The sequence below is a fragment of the Phyllobacterium sp. 0TCS1.6A genome (genome assembly GCF_026420825.1).
GTDB lineage: Bacteria > Pseudomonadota > Alphaproteobacteria > Rhizobiales > Rhizobiaceae > Phyllobacterium.
In genome coordinates this window covers 825,384-845,630 of sequence record NZ_JAPMAB010000002.1, presented here as the reverse complement: position 1 = coordinate 845,630, position 20,247 = coordinate 825,384, and the positions used below count along the sequence as shown (strand labels likewise).

Sequence of the window (20,247 nt, the reverse complement as noted above, 5' to 3'; positions counted from 1 at the left end):
GAGACATGATTTCCAACCGCGCGAATGCAGGTTGGCGGTTCAAGAGGCCGAGCGTCATTCCAGGATTTGGACTGACACTCGGCTTCACACTTGCCTACCTGGTCCTTATCGTCCTCATTCCATTGGCCGGGCTCGTCTGGCGTTCGGCCGGCCTCGGATGGTCCGGCTTTTCGGCTGTCGCGCTCGACCCGCGAACCGTCAATGCGCTGAAGATCAGCTTCGGCGCCTCGTTCATAGCCGCTCTCGTCAACGTGGTCTTCGGCGTCATCGTCGCCTGGGTCCTGGTGCGCTATCGCTTCCCCGGCAGGCGGATCATCGACGCCATCGTCGACCTGCCCTTCGCGCTGCCGACCGCGGTGGCGGGCATCGCCCTCACCGCGCTCTATGCCCGCAATGGCTGGCTCGGCCAATGGCTGGAACCGCTTGGGGTGAAGGTCGCTTTCACGCCCGTCGGCATCATCATCGCCCTCATCTTCATCGGCCTTCCCTTCGTCGTGCGCACCGTGCAACCGGTGATGGAGGAGATCCGCAAGGAAGTGGAAGAGGCAGCGGCGACGCTCGGCGCATCGCGCTTCCAGACGATCACGCGGGTGTTGCTGCCGGGGCTCCAGCCGGCGATCCTGACCGGTTTCGCCCTGGCCTTTGCGCGGGCGGTCGGCGAATATGGCTCGGTGATCTTCATTGCGGGGAACCTGCCCTACGTCTCCGAAATCGCCCCGCTGCTGATCGTGATCCGGCTCGAGGAATTCGACTACAAGGGAGCGACGGCCATCGCCACCATCATGCTCGGCATCTCGTTCCTCATGCTGCTGGTGATCAACCTGATCCAGGCATGGAGCCGCAGGAGGTATGGCTATGGCACATGAACCGCACGCCGCAGCCGGCAACTGGCACCCCGCGACCACGGAAAGCCGCACCGCCCGCTATATACTGATCGGCGTCACCCTGGCCTTTCTCGGCCTGTTCCTGGTGCTGCCGCTGATCTCCGTCTTCGTCGAGGCGCTGCGCAAGGGCCCGGCGGAATATCTCGCGGCCTTTGCCGAACCCGATGCGCTGGCCGCCATCCGGCTGACGCTGCTGGTCGCGGCCATCGCGGTGCCGCTGAACGTGCTGTTCGGCGTTGCCGCCGCCTGGGCCATCGCCAAGTTCGAGTTCAAGGGCAAGGCGTTTCTCACCACGCTGATCGACCTGCCCTTCTCCGTCTCGCCGGTCATATCGGGCCTCGTCTACGTCCTGCTTTTCGGCGCGAACAGCGTGCTCGGCCCCTGGCTGAAATCGCATGGGGTCGAGGTGCTCTTCGCCGTGCCGGGCATTGTTCTTGCGACAGTATTCGTCACCTTTCCCTTCGTGGCCCGCGAGCTCATTCCGCTGATGCAGGACCAGGGCACGGCCGACGAGGAAGCGGCGCTTTCGCTCGGCGCCAATGGCTGGCAGACATTCCGCTATGTGACGCTGCCGAACATGAAATGGGGCTTGCTCTATGGCGTGCTTTTGTGCAACGCCCGGGCAATGGGAGAATTCGGCGCTGTTTCGGTGGTGTCCGGTCATATTCGCGGGCTGACGAACACGATGCCGCTGCACGTCGAAATTCTCTATAATGAATATAATTTTGTTGCTGCCTTTGCCGTGGCATCGCTTCTGGCGCTTCTGGCGCTGGTGACGCTCATACTCAAGACTCTGCTCGAGTTGCGGTATGGGTCGGAATTGCGGGCCGCCGGCGGGCATTGAAGGGACTGAATATGGAAGTTCGCGTAAGTGGGGTGCGTAAGGAGTTCGACCGGTTTCCGGCCTTGCATGATGTATCTCTGGATATAGATTCGGGCGAGTTGATCGCATTGCTCGGCCCGTCCGGTTCCGGCAAGACGACCTTGCTGCGCCTGATCGCCGGCCTCGAAGTGCCGACGGAAGGCAAGGTCTTCTTCGGCGACGAAGACGCATCGCTGAAATCGGTGCAGGAGCGCAATGTCGGCTTCGTCTTCCAGCATTACGCCCTGTTCCGGCATATGACCGTGCTCGACAATGTCGGTTTCGGTCTCAAGGTGCGGCCGGGTGCGACGCGGCCAAGCAAGGAGGAAATCCGCCGGCGCTCGGCCGAGCTTCTGGATTTCGTTCAGCTTTCCGGCCTGGAAAAACGCTATCCGGCCCAGCTTTCCGGCGGCCAGCGCCAGCGCGTGGCCCTCGCCCGCGCCATGGCCATCGAGCCGCGCGTCCTGCTGCTCGACGAACCGTTCGGCGCGCTCGATGCCAAGGTGCGCAAGGAATTGCGGCGCTGGCTGCGCGAGCTGCACGACAAGACCAAGCATACGACCGTCTTCGTGACGCATGACCAGGACGAAGCGCTCGAGCTCGCGGACCGGGTCGTCGTCATGAGCCAGGGCCGCATCGAACAGATCGGCACGCCCGACGAGGTCTATGATCGGCCGAATTCTCCCTTCGTCTATAGTTTCATCGGCGAGTCCAGCTCGCTTGAACTGGAGGCGGCGAAAGGCGAATTGCGCCTGGCAGGGAAACCCATCGGGCTTGCCGGCGGCGAGGCGGATGGCGCGACCGTGCTCTATTTCCGGCCGCATGACGTCGAGATCGTCACCGACGGCAGCGCCGCGCTGGCCGGCACGGTGGTGGCCAGCCGGCGTGTCGGCGCAAGCCGCAGGGCGGAACTCGCGATCGACGGCAGCGACACCCTTGTCGAGATCGGCATCGATGCGGAACATCCCGCCAATGTCGGCGACCACATAGCTTTCCGGCCAAAGCACTGGCGGGCCTTTCCGAAGGCCTAGTGGCCCGATTCTGACATTTGCATCCCTCCATCACGCGGCCGCCAAATGGCGGCCGCGGCATTTGCAATGCAAATCTTCCATGGCAATCTGACTCATTTTCATCAAAACTGATCGCTATCAGCAAAAGTGGTGATAGCTTCATTGCTGTTAACCGATTAGATCATCAAACTGAGGCCAAACCTCAGCAATACTGCAATCCGAAGAATGTCCTTCTTCCAACCGAAAAGAAGCAAATGGCGTTGTTAAGCTTTCTTCCAGCCTTCGCATCTCAGAAGAAAACGGTCAGTCAGATTTTCGCCGTGCAGCCCAATCCTATCCGGGCGCACTACAAGTCGATCGACGATCTCCGGGTTCTCGGCGGAATGGTTGCCAAGGGGGAGAATGTCCATCTTCCCGACTACGAACCGCTGACCTTCGAGCAGCGCACGGTCGAGAATGCGAAGCTGATACTTCACGTCTACCGCTCGTCGGATGCGGCGGCCCGCAAGGGCGAGACCATCACCCCGGCGGCGCAATGGCTTCTCGACAATTACTATCTCGTCGACCAGAACATCCAGCAGGTCGAGCGCGATCTGCCGAAGAAATTCATCCGCCAATTGCCCACCCTGCACGGCCGCCCGGAAATCCCGCGCGTCATGGCCCTCGCCTGGCTTTATGTCGCCCATACGGACAGCCAGTTCTCGCTCAACAGCCTCAGCGCCATCGTCGAGGGCTTCCAGGCGATCGAGCCGCTCCACATCGGCGAATTGTGGGCGCTGCCTTCGGCGGTGCGCTTCATCCTGATCGAAAATGCGCGGCGCCTGTCGCTGCGCGTCGAGCGTGCGCGCGGCATGCGCGCCTATGCCAACAGCGTCGCCGACGAGATCACCCTGAACGCCGAGAAGGACGCGCTGCCGCAATTGCTGGCGCAATATGCGACGGCGGCGAAGGACAGCACTTTCGCGACCCACCTTCTCTACCGGCTGCGCGGCGGCGCCATGCATTCGGGCGCCGCGGTTGCCTGGCTGGAAGAGGAACTCGAGAAGAACGGCAGCGACGCCGAGAGCGCCATCATCCAGGAACATACGCGCCAATCCACCGGCGGCGTCACCATGGGCAATCTCATCCGCAGCCTCAAGGCCATTGACGACGTCGACTGGATCACCTGGTTCGAGACCGTCAGCGGCGTCGATGCGGTGCTGCGCGAGAATTCGAATTTCGACGCGCTGGATTTCCATTCGCGCAACGCCTACCGCGTCGCGATCGAGAAAATCGCCCGCCGCGCCGGCAAGAACGAAAACGACGTTACCCAGGTCGCGCTCGAGCTCGCCCGCAAGAGCGCCGAGGAAACCGGGACGGAAGGCGGCGTGACCGAGCAGCGCAAGCGCGATGTCGGTTACTATCTCGCCGGCGATGGAAGGCCGGAACTCGAGGAGAAATGCGGATATACGCCGCCGCCGGGATTGCGCTGGGTGCGTTTCTACCGAAGCCTCGGCCTTGCCGGCCTCTGGGTGCCGGCCTCGATCTTCTCGATCGCGATCCTGTTCCTCGTTCATTACTGGCTTTCGCGCGCCGGCCTTTCCGATGGCCTGGTGCTGCTCCTGACCCTTCTCGCTGTCTTCCCGGCCATGGAGACGGCCAATGGCCTCGTGAACTGGATCATTCCGATGTTCATGCCGCCGACGCGGCTGATCGGCTTCGAATACAAGAACGGCCTGCCGCTGGAAGCGAAGACGCTGGTCGCCGTGCCGACGCTGATCACGTCGCGCGATTCCGTGGATGAGCATATCCGCAATCTCGAAGTGCATTACCTGACCAATCCGCGCGGCGAAGTCTATTTCGCGCTTCTGACGGACTGGGCGGACAGCAAGGTCGAGCAGACCGACGACGACCTCGACATCCTGGACTATGCGCGCGAAAAGATCACCGCGCTGAACGAGCATTACACCCAGAGCAATCCGCGCTTCTTCCTTCTGCATCGCAAGCGGCTGTTCAATGCCCAGGAAAATTGCTGGATGGGCTGGGAGCGCAAGCGCGGCAAGCTGCATGAGCTCAACCTGCTGTTGCGCGGCGACAAGGATACAACCTATTTCCCTTCGAACGAGGAGCTTCCCGGCGACATCAAATTCGTCATGACGCTCGACTCCGATACGCGCCTGACGCCGGATTCCGTCAACAGGCTGGCCGGCAAGCTCAGCCATCCGTTGAACCGCCCGATCTACAATCCGAAATCCGGCCGCGTCGTCAGCGGCTATGCGATCCTGCAGCCGCGCGTGACGCCTTCGCTCACCACCGGCGACGATGCCTCGTTCCTGCAACGGGTGTTCTCGGTCAACCGCGGCATCGACCCTTATGTCTTTGCGGTCTCGGACGTTTATCAGGACCTCGTCGGCGAAGGCACCTTCACCGGCAAGGGGCTTTACGACGTCGATTTCTTCGAACATGCGCTTGAAGGCAAGATCGGCGAAAACTCCATTCTCAGCCATGACCTTCTCGAAGGCGGTTATGCGCGCAGCGCGCTCGTCAGCGATGTGGAGGTCGTGGAAGATTATCCGACCGGATACAATGTCGATATTTCACGTCACCATCGCTGGACGCGCGGCGACTGGCAGCTTCTGCCCTACCTTTTCAGCAACAAGCCCGGCGTAACCGCAGTCACGCGCTGGAAGATGGTGGACAATCTGCGCCGCTCGCTGACGCCGATCTTCTGGATCGTCGCCTCGATCGCCGCATGGACCCTGCTCCCGCCAGGCATAGCGGCGCTGTGGCAGTTCTTCATGATCTTCAGCATGTTCATCGTCCCGACGATGATCCTGTTCACCAATCTGGTGCCGACGGACATGAACCTGTCCCTGAAGGGGCATTTCCAGACGATCCTGACGGATATATTCGCCGGCGCGGCCGATATAGCGCTGCGCATCACCTTCCTTGCCAACATGGCCTGCCTGATGGCGGATGCCATCGCGCGCACGCTCTACAGGCTCTTCGTCTCGCGCCGCCACCTGCTCGAATGGCGTGCGGCGGCCCAGGCGAAGGCCAGCGCGCCGGACACGCTCAACTATTACGTCCGGCTGATGTGGCCGGCCGTCATCGTCGCGCTGGTCGCCATTGCGCTGCCGCTCGTCAATGAAAGCCGCGCCTGGATGCTGGCGGTTCCGTTCGCGCTGATCTGGTTCTTCTCGCCGGTCATTGCCTGGCTCGTCAGCCGCTCGGCCAAGCCGCTGGACGATCTCATCGTGCGCTCGTCGGACATGGGCGAGCTGCGCCGTTTCGCCCGGCGCACCTGGCACTATTACGACACTTTCGTCACCAAGGAGCAGAACTTCATTCCTCCGGACAACTTCCAGGAGGACCCGCATCCGGTCATCGCCACGCGCACCTCGCCGACCAATATCGGCATGTACCTGCTGTCGACGGTCGCCGCGCGCGATTTCGGCTGGATCAGCTTCAACGAAACGCTGACCCGCATCGACGATACGCTCGAAACGCTGGAAAAGATGGAGAAATATCGCGGCCATCTCTACAATTGGTACGAGACGACCACGCTTCGCCCCCTGCTGCCGCTCTATGTTTCGGCGGTGGACAGCGGCAATCTCGCCGGCCATCTCGTGGCGCTGTCTTCGGCGCTGGAAAAATGGGCCGAGGCGCCTTCGGTCTATCTGCAGAGCGAGCTCGACGGCATTCTCGACGTCAGCGACATCCTCGAAGAGGCGATCGCCGAGATTCCGGACGATCGCCGTGTCCTGCGCCCGCTCCGGCGCCGGCTCGAGGAGCGGGTGGCCAATTTCCGCCGCGCGATCAAGACGATCAAGGAAGAACCGGAAACCGCTTCCCTGCGCACGATCAATCTCTCGCTCTTTGCCAGCGACATCCAGCGCCTTACCGAGGAGCTGAACGCCGAACTTGCGCTTGGCGTCAGCGAGGCCGCCAATGAATGGGCGCTGCTGCTGGTCAAGACCTGCCAGGGCCATACCGACGACGCGATCGGCACCCACGAAGCCACGGACGTGCTGCGCGACCGGCTGGTGACGCTTGCCACGCGGGCGCGGCAGCTTGCCTTCGACATGGACTTCACCTTCCTCGAGCGCAAGGAACGCCGGCTGCTCTCGATCGGCTTCCGCGTCGAAACCAATGAGCTCGATGCCAGCTGCTACGATCTGCTGGCCTCCGAGGCGCGTCTTGCCAGCCTCTTCGCCATCGCCAAGGGCGACATTCCCGTCGATCACTGGTTCAAGCTCGGGCGGCTGCTGGTGCCGGTGGGCTGGCGCGGAGCGCTGATCTCCTGGTCGGGATCGATGTTCGAATATCTCATGCCGCCGCTCGTCATGATAGAGCCGCTCGGCAGCATGCTGGATCAGACGAACAAGCTCATCGTCCAGCGCCAGATCGAATATGGCGAGTCGAAGGGCCTGCCATGGGGCATTTCGGAAGCGGCCTACAATGCCCGCGACCCCGAGATGAACTATCAGTACACCAATTTCGGCGTGCCGACGCTCGGCCTGAAGCGCGGCCTGTCGAAGAATTACGTCGTCGCGCCCTATGCCAGCATCATGGCCAGCCAGTATCAGCCGGCTGCAGCCGTGCAGAACCTGCAACGGCTGCGCGCCATGGGTGCGCTCGGCAAATACGGCTTCTACGACGCCGTGGACTTCACCAAGTCGCGCGTGCCGGAAGACCAGCAATATGCGGTCGTGCGCAATTACATGGCGCACCATCACGGCATGTCGATCGTGGCGGTGAACAATGTCGTGTTCGAGGGGCGGATGCGCGAGCGCTTCCATGCCGATCCGGTGATCGAGGCAGCCGAACTGCTGCTGCAGGAAAAGGCGCCGCGCGAAATCCCCGTATTGCAGGCCAAGGCCGACAATCCGATGCGCAAGGCGGTCGAGAGCTCCGAGGAGCCAGCCTCGATCCGCTACGTGCCCAATCCGCTGTCGGCGCCGCGCGCCACGCAAGTCATGTCGAACGGGCGCTATTCGGTCATGGTCACCGCCAATGGCGGCGGCTACAGCCGCTGGAACGGCCTCGCCATCACGCGGTTCCAGCCGGACCCGCTCGAAAGCGGCTATGGCACCTTCCTGTTCCTGCGCGATCTCGACAATGGCGACTGGTGGTCGGCCACCGGCGATCCATTGCGCATCGCCGGCGAGAAGAGCACCACGATCTTCACCGACTACAAGGCGGAGTTCATCAAGGAAGTCGGCACCATCCACAGCACGGTCGAGACCATCGTCGCGTCGGATTCCGATGGCGAGGGACGGCGTATCGTCATCACCAATACGGGCTCCAAGGACCGGGTCCTGGAGGTTACGTCCTATGCGGAGCTCGTCCTGACGAGCGAGCAGACGGACATGGCCCATCCGGCATTCGCAAAGATGTTCGTCGAGACCGAAACGGACGAGCGCGGCGATACGATCTACGCGACCCGCCGCAAACGCGGCTCGGACGATCCCGACATCCACGTCGCCCATCTGGTGAGCGACGGCTCGGGCGCCATGCGCGAAGTGGAGACGGAAACCGACCGGCGCAGCTTCATCGGCCGTGGCCGCTCGCTGCGCAATCCTGCCGCCTTCGACGAGAATGCCAAGCTGAGCGGCAGCCATGGCTTCGTGCTCGATCCCATCGCTTCGCTGCGCTGCCGCGTCCGCGTTCCTGCCCACAAGAAGGTCACGCTTGTGTTCTGGACGCTGGTGCACCAGGACCGCAAGGAACTCAAGGACATCGTTGCGCGGTTCCGGCATCCGGATTGCTTCGCGCGGGAATTCTCGCTGTCCTGGACGAGTTCGCAGGTGCGGCTGCACCATATCGGCATCAATCCGGACGAAGCCGCGGTGTTCCAGCGTGTCGCCACCAACCTCATCTATCCGGACAAGACATTGCGCCTGCCGCCGGAAAGCATTGCCAGCGGGCTCGGCAGCCAGTCGGAACTCTGGCCCATGTCGATCTCTGGCGATTTCCCGATCCTTGCCCTTCGCATCGACGACGAGGCGGATATGGAGACGCTGAAGAACATATTGAAAGCCCATGAATATTGGCGGGCCAAGGGCCTCGTGGTCGATGTCGTGGTCATCAATGAGCGCTCGTTCTCCTACGCCCAGGATTTCCAGCGTGGCCTGGAGGCGATCTGCGAAAACAGCCGCGCCCGCGGTGCGCAGATGGGTCCGCGCGTGCATATCTTCACCGTGCGCCGCGACCAGATGAGCGATGCGAGCTACAATACGCTGCTGGCCTCGGCCCGCATCGTGCTGCACGCCCAGAACGGCTCGCTCTCCGAACAGCTGAACCGCAACGAGGAACTCACCGCGGAAAGCACGCCCGTGATCGCCAGACAATCGGCGGAGACGGAAACGGAGGAGCTGCGCGTGGCCCAGCCCGCGCCCTTGCAACTGATTTCGAAGTCCGCTGCCTCGCCGTCGGGCGAAGGCCTGGAGTTCTGGAACGGCTTTGGCGGCTTCGATCTCGCCAGCGGCGAATATGTGGTGCGCCTCGCCGGTACGGCCGCGACACCGCAGCCTTGGATCAACGTCATCTCCAATCCCGGTTTCGGCTTCCATGTTTCGGCCGAAGGCGCCGGCTTCACCTGGTCGGGCAACAGCCGCGATTATCAGCTGACGCAATGGTCGAACGATCCGGTCGTCAATCGCTCCGGCGAGGCGATCTATGTCGCCGACCTCGACAATGGAACGGCGTTCGCCCCGACTGCCTCCGTCCTGCGCGACCCCTCCGTGGTCTATGAAGCGCGGCACGGGCAGGGTTATTCGATCTTCTCGTCGCGACACGGGAGCATCGGGCTCGAACTGATCCATACGGTGGATCCGGAGCAGCCGGTCCGGCTATCGCGCCTGAAGATTACCAATCACGGCAATGCCGGCAGGAAGCTGCGCGCCTATGGCTTCATCGAATGGATGCTCGGCAGCGCCAGGTCGAAGACGGCACCCTTCATCGTGCCGTCCTACGATGCCGGCAAGGGCGTGCTCTTCGCGCGCAACCCCTATGGCATCGAGCGCCGTGACCAGATCGCCTTCTTCGCCTGCAGCGACAAGCCTGCCAGTGTCACCGCCGACCGTGCCGAGTTCTTCGGAAACCTCGGTACGGTCGAACGTCCGGCAGCGGTCCTCGAAGCGAAGGCGCTTTCCAACAGCGTCGAGGCCGGGGGCGACCCCTGCTCCGCGCTGGCGGTCGACCTCACGCTTGCCGCCGGCGAAACGAAGGAAGTCGTGTTCTACACCGGCGATGCAACGAGCATGGAAGAGGCGGTGCAGATCGTCACCGACCATGCCGCGAAGCCCTTCGAGGAGACGCTCGCGGCGTCGAAGCATGTCTGGAGCGATTTCCTCGGCGGCCTTCAGGTGGAAACGCCGGACGAGGCATTCAACGTGCTGGTCAATCGTTGGCTGCCCTACCAGAGCCTTGCCTGCCGGATCTGGGCGCGCTCGGCCTTCTACCAGGCCAGCGGTGCCTTCGGCTGCCGCGACCAGTTGCAGGATTCGCTGTCGATGCTGATCCTCGATCCGACGCTGGCGCGCAAGCAGATCCTCAATGTCTCGGCGCGGCAGTTCACCGAGGGCGACCTTCAGCATTGGTGGCTGCCGACGACGGGCGCCGGCGTGCGGACCCGCATCTCCGACGACGTGGTGTGGCTGGGCTATGCCATAGCCCATTACACCGATGTGACCGGCGATTTTACCATCCTCGACGAAACCGTTCCCTTCATCGAGGGACGTGCCTTGGAGGAAGGCGAGCACGATGCCTTCTACCAGCCGACCATCTCCGAGGAAGTGGTCAGCGTCTATGAACATGCGGCCCGCGCGCTCGATCTTGCGGTCGAACGGACGGGCCAGCACGGCTTGCCGCTGATGCTGACGGGCGACTGGAACGACGGCATGAACCGCGTCGGCGAAGAAGGGAAAGGCGAAAGCATCTGGCTCGGCTGGTTCCTGATCAGCACCCTGCGCGATGTCGTTCCGATTGCGGAGCGGCGCAACGATAGCGAGCGCGCCAAGCGCTGGAGCGCCCATATCGAAAGCCTGAAAGAGGCGCTGGAGAAGAACGGCTGGGACGGCGAATGGTATCGCCGCGGCTATTTCGACGATGGCGCTCCGCTCGGCTCGAAGCAGAGCGACGAATGCAAGATCGACTCGATTGCCCAGTCCTGGAGCGTCATCTCGGGCTTTGGCGATCCGGAACGTTCGAGGCAGGCCATGCAGTCGGTTTCGACGCATCTGGTCGATGACGAGGCGAAGTTGATCAGGCTGTTCACGCCGCCCTTCAACAAGACGCATCACGATCCGGGCTATATCAAGGGTTATCCGGTCGGCGTGCGCGAGAATGGCGGCCAATACACCCATGCGGCGACCTGGGCGGTTCTGGCGATGGCAAAGCTCGGCAATGCCGATGAAGCATATCGCTGGTTCAGCATGCTCAATCCCGTCAACCACTCGCTGGATGCCGAACAGGCCGAATCCTACCGCGTCGAACCCTATGTCGTGGCTGCCGACGTCTATTCGGTCGATCCCATGCGCGGCCGCGGCGGCTGGACCTGGTATACCGGCTCGGCCGGCTGGCTCTACCGCGTGGCGACGGAAGGCATTCTCGGCATCAGCCGCAGCGGCGACCGTCTCTTCATCAAGCCGGCGCTGCCCTCGGCCTGGGAGGGTTTCAGCTTCACGCTGCGCCATGGCGGCGCGAGCTATGCCATCGTGGTCAAGGCAACTGCCAAGGGCGGGGTGACGATCACGGTCAACGGCAAGAAGCTGGCCAAGCCGGAAGACGGCATCCTGCTCGACGAGAGAGCGGCCGGCGCTGTCGCGGTCGGGGAAGCAGCCTCCGGCTGAGAAATGATGGCTGCGGTCGTGGCCGGTTGACAGGACAGACGCATGTAACAATAATAGTTACATGATAGATTTCCGCGATCAACCGGCATGACCGATAGCAAGGCGAACGCCTTCGGCGCAGCCCATGCGCAGAATTACGCGCAAGGGCCGCGCCGGCAGGTACCGGGCTTTGCCGATCTCCACCGCATGACTTCGATGCTGCTGGCCGAGCGCGTCCCACCGCATGGGCGCATATTGGTGGTTGGCGCTGGCGGTGGCCTGGAACTGAAGGCACTGGCAGACGATCATCCGGCCTGGACCCTCGACGGCATCGATCCATCGGCGGACATGCTGCAGGCAGCCGCGACTTTGACCAGCGCACATTCGGAACGGATACGCCTGCATCAAGGCTACGTCGATGCTGCGCCGCCTGGGCCTTTTGACGGCGGCACCTGCCTGCTGACGCTTCATTTCGTCCCCCGCGCCGAGCGACTGGAGACACTCAGCCAGATCCACCGCCGCCTCAAGCCCGGCGCGCCGTTCATCGTTGCCCATGTCAGCTTGCCGCAAAGCCCGTCCGAACGTTCCATGTGGATCAAGCGGCACGTCGCATTCGCCGGCACTGCAAACGCCAGGGAGGCGGAGCGCATCATTGCGAGCCGGCTGACCATTCTGTCGCCCGAGGAGGACGAAAAGCTATTATGCGAAGCCGGCTTTACCGGCGTCAGCCTGTTCTATGCCGGCCTCAGCTTCAAGGGCTGGGTCGGCTATGCCTGACGTCCGGCAGCGCATCCCGTATTCAGGGGGCATGGGCGCCATTTCTGTTCATAGAAGGCCGTTCTTCTCCATGCTCAGTTGAGAATCTTTGCAACTGGCGCCAATCTGGAGCATAGTTGCACCATGGCAAATGCGAGTGGCAACAAACCGGATTACGAGAAAGAGCTGCGCCGGGCCGGCGTGCGGATCACCCGGCAGCGGCGGGTCATCCTCGATATCCTGACATCGACGGAAGACCATCCCGATGCGATGAAGATATTCCATCGCGCCATCGATATCGACGACAGCATCTCGCTTTCCACCGTCTACCGGACGATGAACCTGCTTGAAGAGATGGGCGCCATCCACCGCCATGCCTTCAATGGCGGGCCGTCACGCTTCGAACAGGCCCATGGCGAGCACCATGATCACCTGATCGATATCGACAGCGGTGCGGTCATCGAGTTTCAGTCCGACAAGATCGAACGTCTCCAGGACGAAATCGCCCGATCTCTCGGGTATGACATCGTCCATCATCGTCTCGAATTGTATGGAAGAAAGATCAAGAAAGCCAAAGCCTGATTGGTATGATCAGGCCTTATCGCTGCGGCTGCGGAGTGGCACTCACGCAGCGTTGGACGTCGGCTGGGACGTCAGCAGATCATAAAGCAGCGTCGCATCATGGGCCGTGCGCAACTTCGCGATGCGCTCCGGGTCGCGCAACATGCGCGCGATGCGCGAAAGCGCCTTCAGATGATCCGCGCCTGCATTTTCGGGTGCGAGAAGCAGGAACACGATATCGACGGGCTGATCGTCGAGCGCCTCGAAATCGACAGGTGTCTCCAGCTGCGCGAAAACGCCGGCGATCCGCTTGACGCTGTTCAGCTTGCCGTGCGGAATAGCAATGCCGTTTCCGACGCCCGTCGAGCCAAGCCGCTCCCGCTGCAGGACCGTGTCGAAAATCTCACGCTCGCTCAATCCAGTCAAAGCGGCCGCTTTTTCGGACATGATCTGCAAAAGTTGCTTCTTGGAGTTCACTTTCACTGCAGGCAGGACAGCGTCGGGCTGAATGAGATCACCCAGATCCATTATTTCTATTCCTTCCAGTTACCGCCCGCGCGCCGTGCGCGAACGGTATTTCAATTTGCCTTACCCAATCTCAGCGGGAGGCATTCTGACCGGGAACCGCCGAGGGATCGATCCAGCCGATGTTTCCATCAGGGCGGCGGTATACGATATTAACCTGCGTACTGCCAGCGTTGCGGAACACAACCACAGGACTATCTTTCAGGTCGAGCTCAACGACAGCCGAAGCGACGCTCATGCTCCTGAGCGCCACGGAGGTTTCGGCGACGATGGTCGGCGCATAATCCTCCGGAATGTCCTCGTCATCGTCCGGCACGGGCGCCATGACGCGATAGGAAACATCGTCGAACACGCCGTTCGAGCCCGGCGCCTGGTGCGACTTCAGGCGGCGCTTGTAGCGGCGCAGCCGCTTGTCGATACGTTCGGAGGCGGCATCGAAGGCGAGTTGCGGATCCTGGGCCTCGCCGGCAGCCTGAAGCACCGTACCGGTATCAAGCCGGATGAGGCAGTCGGATATGAAGCGTGAACCCTGCTTTTCCACCGTCACGTGGCCGGAAAAGCCGCCGTCGAAATATTTCGAAACCGTTTCGGATATGCGCTCTTCGATGCGGACCCGAAAGGCATCGCCGATGTCCATATGTTTTCCAGATACACGCAGACTCATGATACCTCACCTTCATTGTGATTTTTCATTGCCCGATTCAATCTACACTGTGTTGAGGGTCGAGCAAAGACGTCCCGCAGTCTCCAGAAGAGACGGCCATCACATTATCCTGTTCTCTGAGTTTCCATTTAAAGGCGCGCTCTCGCTCATTGCCGCAGGTACCAGCGCTTTCTCCCCTGCCGGACTTCTTTTGGCCCGGTCTATTTGCCCACTGGCTCCAATCCTACACTCGACCGGGTGATGAATCCAGAGCCGAGATTGGCACCGCGCGTTCCCGCCTGGGCTTTTTTCTCGCGCCGCCGCTGCACCGAGGAGGCAATGTTCATCGATTCCCGATATTTGGCCACGGTTCGGCGCGCGATGTCGATATTCTGGGCTTTCAAGATATCCACAATCGTATCGTCAGAAAGCACCGCATCGGCCGTTTCGGCGTCGATGAGCTGCTTGATCTGGTGGCGAACGGATTGCGATGAATGATTGTCTTGGCCGTCATTGGCGGCGATGGCAGCGGTGAAGAAATAGCGCAGTTCGAAGACGCCGCGCTCGGTCAGCATGTATTTGTTGGCGGTGACCCGGCTGACGGTCGATTCATGCATGCCGATCGCATCGGCGACGGCGCGCAGATTGAGCGGCTTGAGCTGCGTTACGCCATGCAGCAGGAACTGTTCCTGGCGCCGGACGATCTCGCCTGCCACCTTGAGGATGGTCTGCGCCCGCTGGTCGAGGCTTCGCGTCAGCCAATTGGCATTCTGCAGGCACTCTCCGAGGAAGGATTTGTCGCCGGGAGACACTTTTCCCTGCATCACCTGCGCATAATAGCTGTTGTTGACCAGCACGCGCGGCAGCGCCTCGGGATTGAGCTCGATCTGCCAGGCTCCGGCAGAATCGCGGCGGACATGGATGTCGGGAACGATGCTGTCGGCGACATCGGATGCAAAGGCGGCGCCGGGCTTCGGATCAAGGCCCTGCACCTCGCGCAGCATGGCGAGGATTTCCGCTTCGCTGACACGGCACAACCGTTTCAGGCTGTGAAAATCCCGTTTTGCCAGCAATTCCAGATTCGCCAGCAGGATTTCCATCGCCGGCGTCGACCTGCCCCGCGCCCGCATCTGCAGGACGAGGCATTCGGCAAGATCGCGCGCGAACAGGCCGGCGGGATCGAAACCCTGCAGGGTTGAAAGAACGCGCTCGATATCCGCGCGGCCGGCACCCAATCTTTCACCGATTTCGGCAAGATCGCCGCGGAAATAGCCCGATTCATCGAGATGTTCGGCAAGTTCATGGGCGAGGAGACGCTCGGACGTATCGCGGAAGGCGAAGGCGACCTGTTCCGTCACATGATCGCGCAGCGTGATAGCCGCCGGCGTGACCAGTTCCAGATTGAAGTTCTCATCCCCTGTCGAGACATAACCGTCGCCGGCCGACGATTTCCACTGCGAGGCGAGACTGTCGCCGATAAAATCCCGCGTGCCGGGCTCGTCGGGGAAGACGTTCTCAAGCGAACTGTCGAACGTATCCGCCATGGCCGAAAGATCCGGCGATTCCGGCAGCCATTCCTCACTGCCGTCCTGCGGCTCGGCAAGGTCCATCGCATCGCGGCCATCCGGCTCGACTTCGCCGCCAAAGGGCTCGTCAGCCTGCGCGCGCTCCAGCAGCGGATTTTTCTCGATCTCCTGGTCGATGAAGCTTTCAAGCTCGACATGCGTCAATTGAAGCAGCCGGATCGACTGCATCAATTGCGGCGTCATCACCAGACTTTGGGTCTGCCTGAGGTCGAGTTTTGGCGAAAGAGCCATGGCGGCCGAAGAAACTCCGAAGAAAATTTACTCCGGAAACAGAACTGGCCCAAACCTTGCTTGTCAAACAAAAACTGCCATCGAGCGGCAGTTTCCGATCAAATCAGCAGCTTTTCGACCTAAGATTGCAGAATAACCGCTGCTTCGCGCCAATATTGCGGTCAGAGTCGGAATTCGTCGCCGAGATAGAGCCGGCGGACATCGGGATTGGCGATGATTTCGTCCGGTCGCCCATGCGTCAGCACCTGGCCGGCATGGATGATATAGGCGCGGTCGATCAGCTTCAACGTCTCGCGAACATTGTGATCGGTGATCAGGACGCCGATGCCGCGTCCGGTCAGGTGCCGGACCAATTGCTGGATATCGGCAACGGCGATCGGATCCACGCCGGCGAAGGGCTCGTCGAGCAGCATGAAATTCGGGCGCGACGCCAGGGCGCGGGCAATCTCGAGCCGCCGGCGCTCACCGCCCGACAGCGAAATTGCGGGCGCCTTGCGCAGATGGGCTATGTGGAACTCCTCAAGCAGGGAATCGAGCTCCTGCGCGCGCGCATGCCGGTCCTTTTCGACAACCTCAAGCACTGCCTTGATGTTGTTTTCCACCGAAAGGCCACGGAAAATGGAGGCTTCCTGGGGAAGATAGCCGATGCCGAGGCGCGAGCGGCGATACATCGGCATGGTGGTGACGTCGAAACCGTCGATCTCGATGGTGCCGCTGTCCACCGGCACCAGTCCGGTCACCATGTAGAAGCAGGTGGTCTTGCCGGCGCCGTTGGGGCCAAGAATGCCGACGGCCTCGCCGGCGCGCACGCCGAACGAAACGCCGTTGACCACCTGGCGGCCATTATAGCTCTTGGTGATGCCGCGGGCGACCAGCGTGCCCTTCATGCGATCCGCCGCCGTGCTGCTGGCGGGCCGCATTTCCTGGGTCACAGTCGATTCAGTGCGCGCCTGAACCTTGTTGGGTGAGCGTGAGAACAAGGACACTAAAGGATTTCCAGCGGCTCAGTTTTTCTGGTCATTATTCGGCGCCACGACGATCGAGACTCGTCCGGTCTGGCCGCTCTTGCAGCTTTCAAGCTGGGCCTGCCCGGTCTTCAACTGGGCGGTCAACTTGCAGCCGACGGCGACATTGTCGCCCTGCGACAGGACGACCTTGCTGCCGGTCAGCACCAGCACTTCGGTCTTCATGTCGAACGTGCCCTTGTCGCCCGTGGCAACCTGATCCTCGGATTTCACATAGACCTTGTCGCTGACCTCGAGATGGTCGATGTCCTGCGAGCCGGCGGCGCCCACACCCGATGATGCCTGCTCTCCGGAAGCCTGCTTGGGCTCGCCTTCCTTCTTCTTGATGTAGTAGACGACCATCGTGCCGGCCTTGAGCAGGGTCGGGCCCTGCGTCACGGTCACATTGCCGGTGAATGTCGCGGTGGCTGCGTCATTGTTGAGGACGACCTTGTCTGAATCGATCTGGATCGGCTGGTCGCCGGAAAGCTTGATGCCGCCGGGCGCCGTGGTCGTATTCTGCTGTGCGGTCGCCGGCATCGCCAGGGCGAAGGCCAAGCCCAATGCAAGCGACGAAATGCTGAACAGTCTAACCCCAGACGACATCGTCTCTCTCCTAACCCGAGAAATAAGTTGAAACCGCGTCCGCCCGATACTATCCGGGCGAAGCGGCTGGTTTTTCACCTTCTTGCAGCTTTGTGGGCTGAATGACAAGCCTTACGCGCTTCTCAAAGGTCACTACCTTGCCGCCCTCGCCCACCTGCATGCTGCCCGCGACTATGCTGCCGTCCTTGCTCGTGATGCTCACCGGATCGTTGGTGGACATCGTATTGCCGGCAATATCGATATTGGCCGATTTGAGCTCAGCCGTCATACCGTCCGACGTTACCAGCCGTATGTCGCTGTCGAGCGTCAACTGCCGATTGGCATTGTCGAACACGCCCGTCCGCGCCTTCACCTGTGCCCGCAGCTCGTCTCCAAGCGGAATTTCGGCATCTATGCCTTCGAGCGAGACGACCGAACTGTTTCCAACCTGCTGCAGGGCACGCAAGGCGCTCATTTTATATGGCAATTTGTCTTTCGTGAAGCCATCGAGCTTTGGATTCGTCATCACGAGCTTGCCGTCTTCGATGTCCGCCTTGTCGAGCGAGATATTGCTGGGAAGGCCCGTTGCCGAGAAGAAGGTGAACCAGGAGAACACCACCGCGCTGATGATGGCGACGACCGGCAATGCGATTTTCAGCAGGCGGACACGGCGGGAATGGCGCTCGGCGGCCTTGAATATGGCGGAATCCTTGTCCGAGCCCGCAAATTGCCGCGCCACCTCGGCATGGTGGTCGGCACTGGCAACCTCTTTGGGCGCCGCATCGATGGGCATTCTCTGAGTGGACATGGTCTGGTTGCTTTTACCGAATAGAGTAAACTAGCTATACTGCCGCTATTATGGTTATTTTTCGATGAACCCGCGCTTAACGTTGCGAACTCCAATAATGGCCTTACCTATGCTTTCCACGGGTGCGTTACAAGACCAAATCGACGAGGCTCTTCCTGCATCCGCGCAGTATGGACTTCCGCTCCAGCATGTCGCAGAACAGATGACGGCTATTCGGCAAGATGGATGAACGAGCATGGCAGATACAGCAGAGGCGATAATCGACAGGCGGAAAATGCGTCGGAAACTCACTTTCTGGCGCGTCTTGACGCTTTGCCTGGTAGCGCTCGGCCTCGTCGTGCTGTCGGTGATGAGCGGCGGCCCGGATGGCTATTCCGGCCGCTCGACACCGCACATCGCCAAGGTACGCATCGAAGGAACGATCCTCGAAGACGAGGAATTGCTGAAGCGTCTGCGTGAGGTCGAAGAATCGGATGCGGTCAAGGGCGTCATCCTGACGATCGATTCACCGGGCGGCACCACGGCCGGCGGCGAGGCGATCTATGAGGCGGTGCGCCGGGTCGCCGCCAAGAAGCCCGTCGTATCGCAGGTAGGCACGCTGGCGGCCTCGGCCGGATATATGATTGCGATCGCCTCGGACCATGTGGTGGCGCGCCAGTCCTCGATCATCGGCTCCATCGGCGTGCTGTTCCAGTATCCGGACGTTTCGCAATTGCTGACCAAGATCGGCGTCAAGGTCGAGACGATCAAATCCAGCCCGCTCAAGGCAGAGCCGAATTTCTTCAATCCCGCCAGCGACGAAGCCAAGGCGATGATCCACCGGATGATCATCGATTCCTACGACTGGTTCGTCGGCCTCGTCCAGGAACGGCGGAATTTCAACCGGGAGCAGACGCTGGCGCTCGCCGATGGCTCGGTGTTCACTGGCCGTCAGGCCGTGGCCAACAAGCTCGTCGATGAACTCGGCGGCGAGGACACCGCCGTGGCGTGGCTGAAAACGAAGGGCGTCGCCGACAATCTGAAGGTGCTGGAATGGAAGCCGGCGGAGAAATCGTCGCTGGGCATGTTCTTTTCCCGATCGGCACTGAAAATGATCGCGCAATATCTCGGCATTCCGCAGGAGAGCGCCGGCGTACTCGAAGAAGTGACGGGCAAGCGCATCTTTCTTGACGGACTTGTTTCGGTTTGGCACGTTGACGGAAAGCCTGTTGGGGGGCAATAAGATAATACATAAGATCAGTGACATATCGGCATTTCATAATAATGGAATGTTGCTGATCACAGAACCGGAAGGGACCTCACCGTGATCAAATCCGAGCTTGTGCAGATTATCGCCAACCGCAATCCGCATTTGTTTCAGCGCGACGTTGAAAATATAGTCGGCGCCATCTTCGATGAGATCACCGACGCGCTGGCGGAGGGCAACCGGGTCGAACTGCGTGGCTTCGGAGCGTTTTCGGTCAAGAACCGCCCTGCACGCAGCGGACGCAACCCGCGCACCGGCGAAAGCGTCGAGGTCGAGGAGAAATGGGTTCCATTCTTCAAGACGGGCAAGGAACTGCGTGACCGGCTGAACGCCAACAATAGCTGAAATGGCTTGAACGGAACGGATCCGGGAATTGTCCATGATCAATCGAATTGTCGTCGTCGTGATCCTGATACCCCTGGCGATCATCCTGATCGCCCTGTCGGTCGCGAACAGGAGCACGGTTTCCTTTACGATCGATCCGTTCAATCCGGGCAATCCGGCGCTTTCCTATAACGCGCCGCTCTTCGTCTGGCTGTTCGCCGCGCTCATGCTCGGCCTTGTCATCGGCAGCCTCGCGACCTGGTACAATCAGGGCAGGTACCGCAAGGCGGCGCGCCAGCGCAGGCTCGAAGCGGAGATGCTGCGCAAGGAAGCCCGGCGGGCCTCCGCCGAAACCGGATCGACGCCGAACCTTCCGTCTCTTCACTAGAACGCCCTGCCTCAGGATATT

General features: G+C 61.3%; 14 protein-coding genes and 1 pseudogene. 9 read left to right on the top strand and 6 right to left on the bottom strand.

Features of this window, described 5'->3' with window-relative positions:
- The first annotated feature begins 5 nt into the window (after positions 1-5).
- From cysT to OSJ75_RS08115, 6 genes are all read left to right on the top strand, one after another.
- On the top strand, positions 6-866 hold the full coding sequence (gene cysT, locus OSJ75_RS08140; protein WP_250019377.1) for a sulfate ABC transporter permease subunit CysT: 861 nt from the start codon (positions 6-8) through the stop codon (positions 864-866).
- The gene (gene cysW / locus OSJ75_RS08135; protein WP_250019378.1) at positions 856-1,728 is read left to right on the top strand and encodes a sulfate ABC transporter permease subunit CysW; all 873 of its coding nucleotides are present in this window, start codon (positions 856-858) and stop codon (positions 1,726-1,728) included. The genes cysT and cysW overlap by 11 nt, the downstream gene beginning before the upstream one ends.
- 11 nt (positions 1,729-1,739) lie before the next feature.
- Positions 1,740-2,777, top strand: a complete 1,038-nt coding sequence (locus OSJ75_RS08130) for a sulfate/molybdate ABC transporter ATP-binding protein (RefSeq protein WP_250019379.1) — start codon at positions 1,740-1,742, stop codon at positions 2,775-2,777.
- A 233-nt stretch (positions 2,778-3,010) separates the two neighbouring features.
- A complete protein-coding gene (locus OSJ75_RS08125; protein ID WP_267227481.1) occupies positions 3,011-11,590 on the top strand; it encodes a GH36-type glycosyl hydrolase domain-containing protein in 8,580 nt (2,859 codons plus the stop codon).
- An 87-nt stretch (positions 11,591-11,677) separates the two neighbouring features.
- Entirely contained in the window at positions 11,678-12,346 is a 669-nt protein-coding gene (locus tag OSJ75_RS08120) for a class I SAM-dependent methyltransferase (protein ID WP_267227479.1), read from the top strand.
- 123 nt (positions 12,347-12,469) lie between these two features.
- On the top strand, positions 12,470-12,907 hold the full coding sequence (locus tag OSJ75_RS08115; RefSeq protein ID WP_267227478.1) for a Fur family transcriptional regulator: 438 nt from the start codon (positions 12,470-12,472) through the stop codon (positions 12,905-12,907).
- A gap of 42 nt (positions 12,908-12,949) precedes the next feature.
- Here OSJ75_RS08115 and ptsN read toward each other — a convergent pair whose 3' ends face one another.
- The 6 genes and pseudogenes from ptsN to lptC form a co-directional block, all read right to left on the bottom strand.
- Positions 12,950-13,414: a PTS IIA-like nitrogen regulatory protein PtsN gene (gene ptsN / locus OSJ75_RS08110; RefSeq protein WP_250019383.1), complete on the bottom strand. Its 465-nt coding sequence runs from the start codon at positions 13,412-13,414 to the stop codon at positions 12,950-12,952.
- Positions 13,415-13,484: 70 nt separating this feature from the next.
- Positions 13,485-14,075, bottom strand: coding sequence for a ribosome hibernation-promoting factor, HPF/YfiA family (gene hpf, locus OSJ75_RS08105; protein ID WP_250019384.1), 591 nt, complete (start codon positions 14,073-14,075; stop codon positions 13,485-13,487).
- Between the two features lie 200 nt (positions 14,076-14,275).
- A complete protein-coding gene (gene rpoN, locus OSJ75_RS08100) occupies positions 14,276-15,871 on the bottom strand; it encodes an RNA polymerase factor sigma-54 (RefSeq protein ID WP_267227477.1) in 1,596 nt (531 codons plus the stop codon).
- 161 nt (positions 15,872-16,032) lie between these two features.
- A pseudogene (gene lptB, locus OSJ75_RS08095) lies at positions 16,033-16,767 on the bottom strand (LPS export ABC transporter ATP-binding protein); the annotation flags it as partial.
- Positions 16,768-16,875: 108 nt separating this feature from the next.
- Positions 16,876-17,481, bottom strand: coding sequence for an LptA/OstA family protein (locus OSJ75_RS08090; protein ID WP_250019386.1), 606 nt, complete (start codon positions 17,479-17,481; stop codon positions 16,876-16,878).
- A gap of 49 nt (positions 17,482-17,530) precedes the next feature.
- A complete protein-coding gene (gene lptC / locus OSJ75_RS08085) occupies positions 17,531-18,268 on the bottom strand; it encodes an LPS export ABC transporter periplasmic protein LptC (RefSeq protein WP_267227476.1) in 738 nt (245 codons plus the stop codon).
- 235 nt (positions 18,269-18,503) lie between these two features.
- Between lptC and sppA the strand changes: the two genes are divergently transcribed.
- The 3 genes from sppA to OSJ75_RS08070 all read left to right on the top strand — a co-directional run bounded on the left by sppA (position 18,504) and on the right by OSJ75_RS08070 (position 20,226).
- The gene (gene sppA, locus OSJ75_RS08080) at positions 18,504-19,490 is read left to right on the top strand and encodes a signal peptide peptidase SppA (RefSeq protein WP_250019388.1); all 987 of its coding nucleotides are present in this window, start codon (positions 18,504-18,506) and stop codon (positions 19,488-19,490) included.
- A gap of 81 nt (positions 19,491-19,571) precedes the next feature.
- Positions 19,572-19,859, top strand: coding sequence for an integration host factor subunit beta (locus tag OSJ75_RS08075; RefSeq protein WP_250019389.1), 288 nt, complete (start codon positions 19,572-19,574; stop codon positions 19,857-19,859).
- Between the two features lie 34 nt (positions 19,860-19,893).
- Positions 19,894-20,226 carry a LapA family protein gene (locus OSJ75_RS08070; protein ID WP_250019390.1) on the top strand — a complete coding sequence of 111 codons (333 nt, stop codon included), beginning with the start codon at positions 19,894-19,896 and terminating at the stop codon, positions 20,224-20,226.
- Positions 20,227-20,247 lie beyond the last annotated feature (21 nt).

Bases quoted from the DNA above. Each gene is read 5' to 3' on its own strand.
- cysW (WP_250019378.1), top strand. From the start codon at position 856: ATGGCACATGAACCGCACGCCGCAGCCGGCAACTGGCACCCCGCGACC.
- OSJ75_RS08115 (WP_267227478.1), top strand. From the start codon at position 12,470: ATGGCAAATGCGAGTGGCAACAAACCGGATTACGAGAAAGAGCTGCGC.
- cysT (WP_250019377.1), top strand. From the start codon at position 6: ATGATTTCCAACCGCGCGAATGCAGGTTGGCGGTTCAAGAGGCCGAGC.
- OSJ75_RS08125 (WP_267227481.1), top strand. From the start codon at position 3,011: ATGGCGTTGTTAAGCTTTCTTCCAGCCTTCGCATCTCAGAAGAAAACG.
- OSJ75_RS08120 (WP_267227479.1), top strand. From the start codon at position 11,678: ATGACCGATAGCAAGGCGAACGCCTTCGGCGCAGCCCATGCGCAGAAT.
- OSJ75_RS08090 (WP_250019386.1), bottom strand. From the start codon at position 17,481: ATGTCGTCTGGGGTTAGACTGTTCAGCATTTCGTCGCTTGCATTGGGC.
- OSJ75_RS08130 (WP_250019379.1), top strand. From the start codon at position 1,740: ATGGAAGTTCGCGTAAGTGGGGTGCGTAAGGAGTTCGACCGGTTTCCG.
- OSJ75_RS08070 (WP_250019390.1), top strand. From the start codon at position 19,894: ATGATCAATCGAATTGTCGTCGTCGTGATCCTGATACCCCTGGCGATC.
- hpf (WP_250019384.1), bottom strand. From the start codon at position 14,075: ATGAGTCTGCGTGTATCTGGAAAACATATGGACATCGGCGATGCCTTT.
- rpoN (WP_267227477.1), bottom strand. From the start codon at position 15,871: ATGGCTCTTTCGCCAAAACTCGACCTCAGGCAGACCCAAAGTCTGGTG.
- ptsN (WP_250019383.1), bottom strand. From the start codon at position 13,414: ATGGATCTGGGTGATCTCATTCAGCCCGACGCTGTCCTGCCTGCAGTG.
- lptC (WP_267227476.1), bottom strand. From the start codon at position 18,268: ATGTCCACTCAGAGAATGCCCATCGATGCGGCGCCCAAAGAGGTTGCC.
- sppA (WP_250019388.1), top strand. From the start codon at position 18,504: ATGGCAGATACAGCAGAGGCGATAATCGACAGGCGGAAAATGCGTCGG.